Origin of the sequence: Microcoleus sp. Pol14D4 (assembly GCF_036701245.1) — a bacterium.
Classification (GTDB): Bacteria; Cyanobacteriota; Cyanobacteriia; order Cyanobacteriales; family Microcoleaceae; genus Microcoleus.
Window position 1 is genome coordinate 89,990 of record NZ_JAUBQM010000007.1, and the last position, 10,924, is coordinate 100,913.

At 45.7% G+C, this 10,924-nt stretch carries 9 protein-coding genes; 4 read left to right on the top strand and 5 right to left on the bottom strand.

Going from position 1 to position 10,924, the window contains the following annotated elements; genetic code table 11:
- Window positions 1-79 precede the first annotated feature (79 nt).
- The 4 genes from QUA33_RS05490 to QUA33_RS05505 all read left to right on the top strand — a co-directional run bounded on the left by QUA33_RS05490 (window position 80) and on the right by QUA33_RS05505 (window position 5,377).
- A complete protein-coding gene (locus QUA33_RS05490) occupies window positions 80-976 on the top strand; it encodes an aspartoacylase (RefSeq protein ID WP_333147106.1) in 897 nt (298 codons plus the stop codon).
- A 171-nt stretch (window positions 977-1,147) separates the two neighbouring features.
- Window positions 1,148-2,842, top strand: a complete 1,695-nt coding sequence (locus tag QUA33_RS05495; protein ID WP_333147107.1) for a S8 family peptidase — start codon at window positions 1,148-1,150, stop codon at window positions 2,840-2,842.
- Window positions 2,843-2,977: 135 nt separating this feature from the next.
- Window positions 2,978-4,513, top strand: a complete 1,536-nt coding sequence (locus QUA33_RS05500) for a calcium-binding protein (protein WP_333147109.1) — start codon at window positions 2,978-2,980, stop codon at window positions 4,511-4,513.
- Between the two features lie 234 nt (window positions 4,514-4,747).
- Window positions 4,748-5,377 carry a hypothetical protein gene (locus tag QUA33_RS05505; protein WP_333147111.1) on the top strand — a complete coding sequence of 210 codons (630 nt, stop codon included), beginning with the start codon at window positions 4,748-4,750 and terminating at the stop codon, window positions 5,375-5,377.
- A 334-nt stretch (window positions 5,378-5,711) separates the two neighbouring features.
- Here QUA33_RS05505 and ureC read toward each other — a convergent pair whose 3' ends face one another.
- The 5 genes from ureC to QUA33_RS05530 form a co-directional block, all read right to left on the bottom strand.
- Window positions 5,712-7,448, bottom strand: a complete 1,737-nt coding sequence (ureC, locus tag QUA33_RS05510) for an urease subunit alpha (RefSeq protein WP_333147113.1) — start codon at window positions 7,446-7,448, stop codon at window positions 5,712-5,714.
- A gap of 154 nt (window positions 7,449-7,602) precedes the next feature.
- Window positions 7,603-8,754, bottom strand: a complete 1,152-nt coding sequence (locus QUA33_RS05515) for a glycosyltransferase family 61 protein (protein ID WP_333147115.1) — start codon at window positions 8,752-8,754, stop codon at window positions 7,603-7,605.
- Window positions 8,755-9,091: 337 nt separating this feature from the next.
- On the bottom strand, window positions 9,092-9,409 hold the full coding sequence (locus tag QUA33_RS05520; protein WP_333147117.1) for an urease subunit beta: 318 nt from the start codon (window positions 9,407-9,409) through the stop codon (window positions 9,092-9,094).
- 34 nt (window positions 9,410-9,443) lie between these two features.
- The gene (ureA, locus tag QUA33_RS05525; protein WP_015179363.1) at window positions 9,444-9,746 is read right to left on the bottom strand and encodes an urease subunit gamma; all 303 of its coding nucleotides are present in this window, start codon (window positions 9,744-9,746) and stop codon (window positions 9,444-9,446) included.
- A 162-nt stretch (window positions 9,747-9,908) separates the two neighbouring features.
- The gene (locus tag QUA33_RS05530; protein WP_333147119.1) at window positions 9,909-10,784 is read right to left on the bottom strand and encodes an urease accessory protein UreD; all 876 of its coding nucleotides are present in this window, start codon (window positions 10,782-10,784) and stop codon (window positions 9,909-9,911) included.
- Window positions 10,785-10,924 lie beyond the last annotated feature (140 nt).

The window sequence follows — 10,924 nt, forward strand, 5'->3', positions numbered from 1 at the left end:
AACTTCTTTATCTTGAAAGTAATAGTTATAACTTTCGGCACGAAATACCCATTTAAGTATTGCTTAATGAGGATTATTCATGATTTCGCAAGTAATTCGACGAGTTGCAGTTGTGGGAGGAACCCACGGAAACGAGTTGACTGGGGTTTATCTGATTAAGAAGTTTCAACAATTCCCAGACTTACTGAAACGATCGAGCTTTGAGGTGGTTACTCTATTAGCTAATCCTCAAGCGGTAAAGTCCAATCGGCGTTATGTCGATCGCGATTTGAACCGTTGCTTTGCCGAGGAAGATTTGTCTAACCCAGATTTGATGGGTTACGAGAACAGACGTGCTAAAGAAATCTCCGCCCAACTATGTCCGAAAGACGAACATGGGGCTGATGCGATCGTTGACCTTCACAGCACAACGGCCAACATGGGGCTGACAATTTTACCATCTAGCAAACATCCATTCAATTTGCAATTATTAGCTTATTTGAGTGAGATCGAGCCCTCACTGCGAGTTTGTGTGGGAGAGCAGTCTGGTGAGGATGCCCCAATGCTTCGATCGCTGTCTGCTTTCGGTGGCACCGTAGAAGTTGGGCCCATCGCCCAGGGAGTCATTAACGCCCGTCAGCTTCAGCAAACCGAAATGCTGGTTCACGCCATTCTGGATTATCTCGACGCACAAAATCGGGGAAAGCCACTTCCTATACCATCACATTTAACTGTATATCAGGCGATCGGCTCGGTAGACTATCCCAGAAATTCAGTAGGTGAACTGCAAGCTGCGATCCATCCCCAACTTCAGTTCAAAGACTATGAACCCTTACATCCCGGTGAACCGATGTTTCTCACATTTGCGGGAGAATCACTCCCCTATCAAGGAGAATCTACTGTTTTCCCTGTATTCATTAACGAAGCTGCCTATTACGAAAAACACATAGCGATGGTTTTGACGCAAAAACAACAGCTTCAGCTTGAAACGGCATAACTTCCCGAAAAATATGACTTTTATGAAATTAGGGTTATGACTTTTCTGAATTCAAGCAATGAATTTATGAATAGACTTATCATCTCGCATCGGGAATAATCTTAATTAATTTAAAATCCAGCATTGTTTCCCCTAAACACCAGTGAATCTCAAATTATCAGGAGTGAATTTATGGAAAGTACGCTCGGTCTACTTGCAATCGATCGCGAACAGCAGCTCACACCAGCATTAACAACCTTTGGTAATAGCGGTCAGCTTAATTTTTTCACTGCCTCCAGTCAATTTAACGGTAGCGTTCCCGGCAAAGGCTTTGACGCTGATAATTTGACAGGGATCGGCAGCAACGAACCACAACAAATAGCAAATTTTATAGTATCTCAAAATAGCGAGATTTTCAGTTACTCAGGCAGCGATCGAGCCACTAGCAGTACATCTCCCGTTCAACAAAAATCGAATTCAGAAGCCATGACTGCCGGCACAGATCCGCTAACGGGAATGAGAACGCCTTCTCAGTTGGATTTAGCAGACTCAGGCAACTCCTTAGCCACTGCACGCAATATTGGTGTTGCTGATAACAATCGCCTCACCTTCAATGATTTTGTCGGAGTTGACGATAACGAGGATTATTATCGCTTTACTATTAACAACAATAGCGATGTAAGCTTGCGTATCGATGTTTTGAATGGAGCAGGAATCGAGTTGATTCAAGATAAGAATCGCAACGGCGAGGCTGATTATGATGAACTTCTTGGCAGCGATTATGCCTCACCCGGTGCATCCGGCGAGATAAATTTATTCAACCTGACTCCTGGAGATTACTATGTCGCAGTTTATAGTTACTTTGACTATAAGAATTACAACCTGAATCTGGCTGCAACGCCTGCTACTGGTTTTAGCAGCAATTACGGATACGGTTTAGTGGATGCAAATGCAGCAGTAGCCCGCGCTTTTAACAGTCCAGTTAAGTTCCCCGAAGTTCCTAATTTGGGCGGGAATGATTGGGCAAGAGACATGGTAAATGCGCCGGAAGTTTGGCAGGGGGGAATTACCGGAAATGGGATTGTTGTAGCTGTCGTCGATACCGGCGTTGACTACACCCATCTCGATTTAGATGGCAATATTTGGCAGAATGCGGATGAGATTCCCAATAACCGAATTGACGACGATCGCAACGGATATATTGATGATATTCGGGGTTGGGATTTTGCGTCTGGTGATAACAACCCGATGGACGAGAAGTTTTTAAGAAATGGTCAGCTTTTCGGTCACGGGACTCACGTAGCAGGTGCGATCGCGGCCGAACGCAATGGTTTTCACATCACAGGAGTTGCCCCGAATTCCAAGATTATGCCTGTGAGAGTTTTGCCGACAGTTGGTTTCGGTAATCCGATTAATATTGCTGCTGGAATTCGCTATGCTGCTGATAATGGAGCTAATGTAATTAACTATAGTGCGGGCGGCTGGTTTCCTAGCAGGGAAATTGATGACGCAATTAAGTATGCAACAGACAAAGGAGTTGTTGTCGTCATGTCAGCAGGAAATGATGGTTTTAGCGAACCAGGTTATCCAGCTAGATATGCCGAGCGCTTCGGAATTGCTGTGGGAGGAATTGATATAAATGGCAGGATGGATCAATTATTTAACCGTGCAGGTTCCCGACCTTTGGATTACGTAGTTGCACCGGGAGTAGATATCTTTTCTACAACTCCCGATAACACCTACAAAACCTACAGCGGCACATCGATGGCAGCCCCTCACGTAGCGGGTGTAGCGGCTTTAGTTTTGAATGCCAATCCGAATCTAACTCCGGCTCAAGTTGAGCAAATTTTGACTTCAACAGCCAACCCAAATGAGATAATAGCCTAGAAAAAATAGGCAGCAACTATTCAGAAACATTAGTCGATCGCCCTACAACCGCGCGAATCTGTTTTGTCAGAAGCTTGGGGCGATCGACAAAACACTCGTAAATTTAGCAAATTTGCAATTTTAGTGTGAGGACTTATGACCATTACTCGCGTCTCTGTTGACTCAGCAGGCGATCGGGCCATCCGCTTCTCAGTCGGCTCCTCCATCTCCGCCGATGGCCGGTTTGTCGCGTTTGCATATGGCACCAGCCTCGTACCGGCGGGCGCTAGCGGTAGCGGCGACATCTTCGTGCGCGACTTATCAACCAATACTACCACCCCCGTCTCTGTTGACTCAGCAGGTAATCGGGCGATGGGTGTGGGGTTCTTCCCAGGTTCCTTCTCTCCCTCCATCTCCGCCGACGGGAGGTTTGTGGCATTTGAATCTAATGCCACCAACCTCGTGCCGGGGGACACTAACTCTTACGGAGCCATCTTCGCGCGCGACTTGTCAACCAATACCACCACCCTCGTCTCTGTTGACTCAGCAGGCAATCGGGGGAACAACTACTCCTTATCTCCCTCCATCTCAGCCGACGGGAGGTTTGTGGCGTTTTATTCTAATGCCACCAACCTCGTGCCGGGGGACAACTATAACTTCGACATCTTCGTGCGCGACACGCTCGCCAATACCACCACCCCCGTCTCTGTTGACTCAGCAGGCGATCGGGGGAACAATGACTCCTACCGCCCCTCCATCTCAGCCGACGGGCGGTTTGTGGCGTTTGAATCTGATGCCACCAACCTCGTGCCGGGGGACACTAACAATCGCAAAGACATCTTCGTGCGCGACACGCTCGCCAACACCACTACCCTCGTCTCAGTCAGTTCCAGCGGCGATCGGGCGATCGGTTTCGATTTCTTCCCAGGTTCCAGAGCTCCATCCATCTCGCCAGATGGACGATTTGTGGCCTTTTCATCTGATGCCATCAACCTCGTGCCGGGAGACACTAACTATTACGAGGACATCTTCATGCGCGACACGATCGCCAAAACCACCACTCTCGTTTCTGTTTCAGGGGCTGGCGATCGGGGGAACGGCTACTCCTTATCTCCCTCGATCTCAGCCGACGGGCGGTTTGTGGCGTTTTATTCTCAGGCCGCCAACCTCGTGCCGGGGGATACCAACAATAGCGGTGACATCTTTGTTGTTGACTTAACCAGCACTCCAGGTGGCAACAATAACTCTGCAAACGTCATCAACGGCACTCCCGGCAACGAGAACCTCACTGGCACTCCCGGCAACGACACCATCAACGGTTTGGCAGGCGATGACGTGCTGAGTGGTTTGCGGGGCAACGATATCATCAATGGTGGCGACGGCAGCGATAACCTGTCTGGGGGCAAAGGTTTTGACACCCTCAACGGCGGTTTGGGCAACGATATTCTAGTCGGCGGCGCGGGCAACGATGTATTTGTTTTAGGTGCGGGATTGGGAGTTGATACAATCTCTGATTTCGGCAACTATCAAGATACCATTCAATTAATCAACGGCTTGACCTTTGGACAGCTATCAATTTCTCCTGGAACTAACAGCACATTAATTAGAGTAGCCAGCAGCGGTGAAGTTTTAGCTGCTTTGACAGGCGTTGCTCCCAATTTCATTGGCCCTGAAGATTTCGTGTCTGTTTAGATATCTGCCGATGCTCAATTGTTTGCTGTGTCCTTTCACCGAATATCTCACCTTTACTCAAAGAACGCGATCGCGACTTACGAACTCCGACAGAGAAACCGGGTTTTTTACCGAATTGGCGGGTCACGACGCAGTATTTTCCTAAAAAACCCGGTTTCTTAATTCCCGTCTGCAAGCCCTAGCAAAAAATGGTTTGACGCGCAATATACTGTTGTTGGCTTTTAGTTATTAATTATGGCAAATTACAGAACTGTATTGTTGTTCAATAGTTTAACTTTAGTGCTAGTTGGGCTAGTGACGGCGTGTCTGAGTTTATTTGGTTCTTCGGTAAAAGGGTTATTTTTGCCGCCTTGCTCTGCCACGTATCCGGGTGCAGGTTTCTTTTTCTTGGCGTTTCAAATGTTATTTTATTTATCAGTAATGGTGTGCGCTTTTACCTTTGGATTGCTGAGAATTATTCAACCCGATCGCCCAGAAAATAGATTTATTTTATATTCGGCACTGTTGGCAGGTTGCTTTCTGTTCAATGAAGTTTTTCGCACCCACGTTCATCTGGGACGTGCAGGTTTTCCGAAAGTGACAATTGTCATATTTTACGCGGTGCTGGCAATTGCATACGGATTAGCTTTTCGGAGACAAATTCGCTCGACTCCCTATCCTTTAATGCTGAGTGGCGTTGGCTTGTTATTTGTTGCCTTTTTTGCAGAAGCGCTGCCTTTAAAAAACGAGATAATTTCGAGCTTGCTGGAGGGAATACCGAAGCTGTTGAGCGGGATTAATATTGCACTTTATTTTTGGTTTTTGTGTCAGGGTTTGATAGTGCGATCGCTCAATTTTTCTAACAGTAAATCAAATCTTGAATGAAGTAATACAGCAATTTCCAGGTTTATGGAGTACGGTTGCAAGGGTTTGTCAACCATTTTGGTAAGTGTTTGGGATTAAGGTGTACTCTATTTGCGTGGAATATGCTGTATGAAGATTGGCCGTTGGGTTGGGGCGGGTTTTTGAGATTGTCTATTTTTGGAAAATATTGTTTGTAAAACCCGCCCCAACATGATTGTATAATCGGTTAAAAAAGAGATACTGCACCATTTTAAATTAGCCTTTTATGAACAGGCAAGATGCCTGTTGCACAAAATATAAATTTTCTTGTGGAACAGGCATCTTGCCTGTTGCTGAAAATGGTGCAAGATACCAGTTAAAACAAAAAGTATCGCTGCGCCATTGGCAAAACTGTTGCCGGTTCGCAAGTTAACAATTCCCCATCCGCCCTAACTTCATAAGTTTCTGGATCGACTTCCATTTGTGGCAAATAATCGTTGAGTTTCATATCTCTTTTACTAATTTGTCGGGTGCCGGAAACTGCTACAGTGGGCTTTTGCAAACCTAGCTGTGCGGCAATATCTCGATCGCGCGCAGCTTGGGAAACGAACGTCAGACAAGTCGCCCCAATCGCACCGCCAAAACTCCCAAACATCGGCCTCATATGCACTGGCTGCGGCGTCGGAATGCTGGCGTTAGCATCTCCCATCTGCCCGTAGGCGATCGCCCCTCCTTTAATTACCAACTCCGGTTTCACCCCAAAAAAAGCCGGGCGCCACAAACACAAATCCGCCAATTTCCCCTCTTCCACCGAACCCACATACTGACTAATTCCGTGAGTAATCGCCGGATTAATTGTATATTTGGCAATGTACCGCTTCGCCCTAAAATTATCGTTAATTTCCTCTGTTTCCCCCCCTTGGTAAGGGGGGGTTAGGGGGGGTAAATGTCCCCGCTGCACTTTCATTTTATGTGCCGTTTGCCAAGTCCGAATAATCACTTCCCCAACTCTTCCCATCGCCTGCGAGTCCGAAGAAATCATACTAAATGCACCTAAATCGTGCAAAATATCCTCAGCAGCAATAGTTTCCCTTCTAATTCTCGATTCAGCAAAAGCCACATCTTCAGGAATACCTCGATCCAAATGGTGGCAAACCATCAACATATCTAAATGTTCTTCTAAAGTATTGACAGTGTAAGGGCGAGTCGGGTTAGTTGACGAAGGCAAAACATTAGCTTGTCCGCACACTTTAATAATATCCGGTGCGTGTCCGCCGCCAGCACCTTCAGTGTGGTAGGTGTGAATAGCGCGATTTTTGAAAGCGGCAATTGTAGCTTCCACAAATCCCGCTTCATTGAGAGTATCCGTGTGAATTGCAACTTGGACATCGTACTCGTCAGCGACACTCAAACAAGTGTCGATCGTTGCTGGTGTAGTTCCCCAATCTTCGTGGAGTTTCAAACCCATTGCACCGGCAAAAATTTGTTCGACTAATCCTTGAGGTTGACTGCTATTTCCTTTACCTAAAAACCCTAGATTTACGGGGAAAGCGTCAGCAGCTTGCAGCATTCGGTACATATGCCAAGGCCCCGGAGTGCAAGTTGTGGCGTTTGTACCCGTTGCAGGGCCTGTGCCGCCGCCGATCATTGTCGTGATTCCAGAGGCGATCGCCACTTCAATTTGCTGCGGACAAATAAAGTGAATGTGAGTGTCAATTCCCCCAGCGGTGAGAATCATTCCTTCACCCGCAATTACTTCACTACCAGGCCCGATAATAATATCTACCCTATCTTGAATATAAGGATTTCCGGCTTTACCAATTTTATAAATTTTGCCGTCTTTAATGCCGACATCTGCTTTAACAATTCCCCACCAGTCTAATATTAAAGCATTAGTAATCACCGTGTCAACAGCGCCGTCGGTATTAGAAATAGGCGACTGTCCCATGCCGTCGCGAATGACTTTGCCGCCGCCAAATTTAACTTCATCCCCGTAGGTTGTGAAGTCTTTTTCAACTTCTATGAATAATTCTGTATCGGCTAACCGGACGCGATCGCCCACAGTCGGCCCGAAGGTTTCCGCGTAAGCGCGGCGATCCATTCTGTAACTCATGCTTGCTCCTAATATTAATAAATTTTTAGTTAGCAGTTGAGACCCACTTGAATTATAGTATGTGACGAGTTCCTCAATCTGCAACAGTAAAAAAAATACAACATTAGGCAAGCTTTAAAACCCCGATAGGCATCAATTCTTGCCAATCTAAAATCTAACAGGCTATCAAGGGGCAACTTTCCTCCAGCATTTTAGAGATTTTCCTTTTCAAACTCTCCACATCTACCGTCATATCCATGCCAATGAAACTCCAATCTTCCCCTACATTGTTGTCATCAACCATACGAGAGTATTCTAATCCCAGTAGCTGGCAAATGTAATAGAAATATGGCGGAGTGTATCCTCCATAAAAGAATTCCAATACTTTCGTTCCCGGCTGACACCACAGCAAATTTGTAAAACCAGCCCCGTGAGGGCCGACAACCACCGCCGCTTCTGCAAACAGACGAATTTGTTCATCAACAGTGCGCGAGATATCTTCCAAAATTTCAAAATCAAATTCTTTCAAAACCTCTCTCACTTGTACTTCATTTTTAACCTTGCGCCGGCCGCTTCTCGACAGATAAAGTTTTCTAGAAGGCTTTACCTTTTCCTTAAGACAGAATTTTTTCCGCAAAAGCTCTATATCGTAAGGACTCGGAAAATACCAGTCTTGATTGTTTCCCACCACCAGACTTTCTGCATGATATCTCGTATCTCTAGCCCGAGTGTCGATTAGTGAACTTTCAGGAATACCGAGTTTGGTCATAAAGCCCAACTCAAAATCTGTATGTCGTAAAGGATAACAAATTTTAGCTTCTTGCCAAATTTCCTTACCTAAAGCCTCCTCAATTCGACAAAGTTTAGCCAGCACAAAAATCACATAATCATAATAACTGCACCACAAATGCGACCAAGGAGCAACTACCAGCGGATAGGTAATTTGGTTAGGTTTGTAAGGCCATTCTAGAATGCCCGCACCGCTAATCCGAAAATCCAAGTCTAAAAGCAACTTGTTATTCAGCAGCGTGTTGCCCGACGTACAAATAGTTAGAGAATTTATTTTTTGATTCCGGGAAATTTTCCAAACATAATCTGGGTCAAAAGACACGGTTTTTTGCGTGGCAAAAAACCGAGAATGCACTTTATTTACCGAGGTTAATGCGGGTATATTGATGGGTTTATGCTGCTTTTTATAAACGATGCTGTCATCTAACAATTTAATGCTGGTGCGCCTGTCTAACGGGGTTCTCCAGACACGCCTTGATGTTGCCAGCAAGCTCTGCTTCAAGGTCTGTTTGATCTGATCGACTAATTTTGGGTTCATCACGCAGTTTTGCTGTATATCTTTGCAGTTTTAACAACCACAGTAGACCGCAAACGGCAGATTTAAAATCGCTCAAAAGTAGGAGAGTGAACTAACAAAAAAAGCCCGAAGGCAGTTATACAGAAGGCAGAGAAAAAGGTTCGAGCTTACTTTATCACTCTCCCGGCCTAGGGCTGGAAGTGACACCATTTTCGATTTTGGATTTGGGATTGGGATGACTGATCACTATGATAGTGTGGAGATTGCTTACAGTTGCATTCTGTTTAGAAACTGGTAGGACTTTTAAATTTAAAAGTTTCAAATTCAAAACTCAACCATCGTGAACTACCTCCTGGCTTCATACTTCAGCATCCAGATGACCGTTGACTTTTCCATTAAATCCGTAGACTTGACGACTACCAACAAACGGCACTAATTGAACTTCCCTTTCATCTCCCGGTTCAAACCTGACTGCTGTACCTGCGGGGATATCCAACCGCATTCCTTTTGCTTGTTCTCGATTAAATTCTAAGGATTCGTTGGCTTCATGAAAGTGATAGTGTGAACCAATTTGAATGGGTCGATCGCCTTTATTTCCTACCAGCAACCGCACCGTAGAGCGAGCGGCATTTAATTCTATTTCGCCTGCTGAAACAATCATTTCTCCTGGAATCATCTTTTCCTCCTATGAGTCTCTGTGGTTGATTTTTTTAACGGATCGGATCGTGCACTGTTACCAACTTAGTTCCGTCGGGGAACGTCGCCTCTACCTGGACTTCATGCACCATTTCTGGTATCCCTTCCATCACGTCTTCTCGCGTCAGGAGAGTTGTTCCATAACTCATTAAATCGGCGACGGTGAGGCCATCTCTTGCTCCTTCTAAAATGGCTGCAGAAATGTAGGCTAATGCTTCTGGATAGTTTAATTTTAAACCTCTTTGTTTCCGGCGCTCTGCTACCAGGGCGGCGGTGAAAATTAGCAGTTTGTCTTTTTCTTGGGGGGTGAGTTGCATTTTTATTCTTGTAAGTGCGATCGCATTATTTGGTTATGATATCGTTTACGGTTGTTTCTGAATGATTAAACCGCAAAGGGCGCAGAGGGCGCAGAGGAAGAGAAGAGAGAGATGAATAATCTAGTTAGGAGGGGAACTATATATTGAACCTCAAAGATCATCCTATTTTATCCAAACTCTGGGCAAACAGCAAGGGCGTTCTGAAAAAGATAAGCGCAGCAAGTACCAAATGCTGACGAACCAGTCTCTCGCTGCGGTGGTGGATGTACCGCGATATCGGCACAGCAAACCGTTAGGAATACGAGTCACGCCGACGGTGGAATTACCTGGATAAATTGTTGCCTCCGATGGCAAATCTCGCACTTTTTCCACGAACTCTGTGGTGACTGGTTCGCCTACCCAAGCGAGGGTGGCGACTACGGGTTTTCCTGCGAGTCCGTGAGGACTTTCGAGCATTTTTTCTCCACCTTTGAGCAATTGTCTGTCAATCCATAAAGGGCTGTTTTGTTGCCAGACTTCGGTGTGCGATCGCCATTCTCCAGACAAGAACTTTTCGCCCCTAGCACTGCGTCCAAACCTAGTAATTTCCCACAGTAAAATCCTCGCTGTTGGTGCTAATTCTACCCGCAAATTTTGCCGATATATTGCGCCGTCAAAAACTATTGTTTCCTGTGGCAGCCATTCTAAATTAGCACCGATATCTAGTTGAATGTCAATATTTTGTTGTGATTTTAGTCCGCTGCTGCGATAGATTTTACCAGCGGCGGCCGTGGTAATCAAGGCTTTGGCGTTGGGTTGGAGGTGAAAATGGCTGGAAAGTCGATCGCCCCCGACAACTCCCCCAGCCGTGTGCAAGATGACGCTGTGACAAACGTCTTGCCCTTCAGGATAAAACGGGCGCTGCACCTTGAGGGGTGCTTGCATTTGATTGTGAATGATTTGAGTTGAGCCAGTGCGGTTGGCATAGACTAAATTGAGGTGACCGTGCCATCCAGTTTGAATGTTATTTGTAGGTATGTCAGTCGAATTTTGAATCACAGATTTTTACTATTCAAGAATACACATTATCAAAAACGTAGTATTACTACTTGCTACCCAACATTCCGCCAGGGAATTCATTCCCTGGCGGCCTATGACAAAAGATAACAATAATACAAGATAGCAGATTATACTAATTA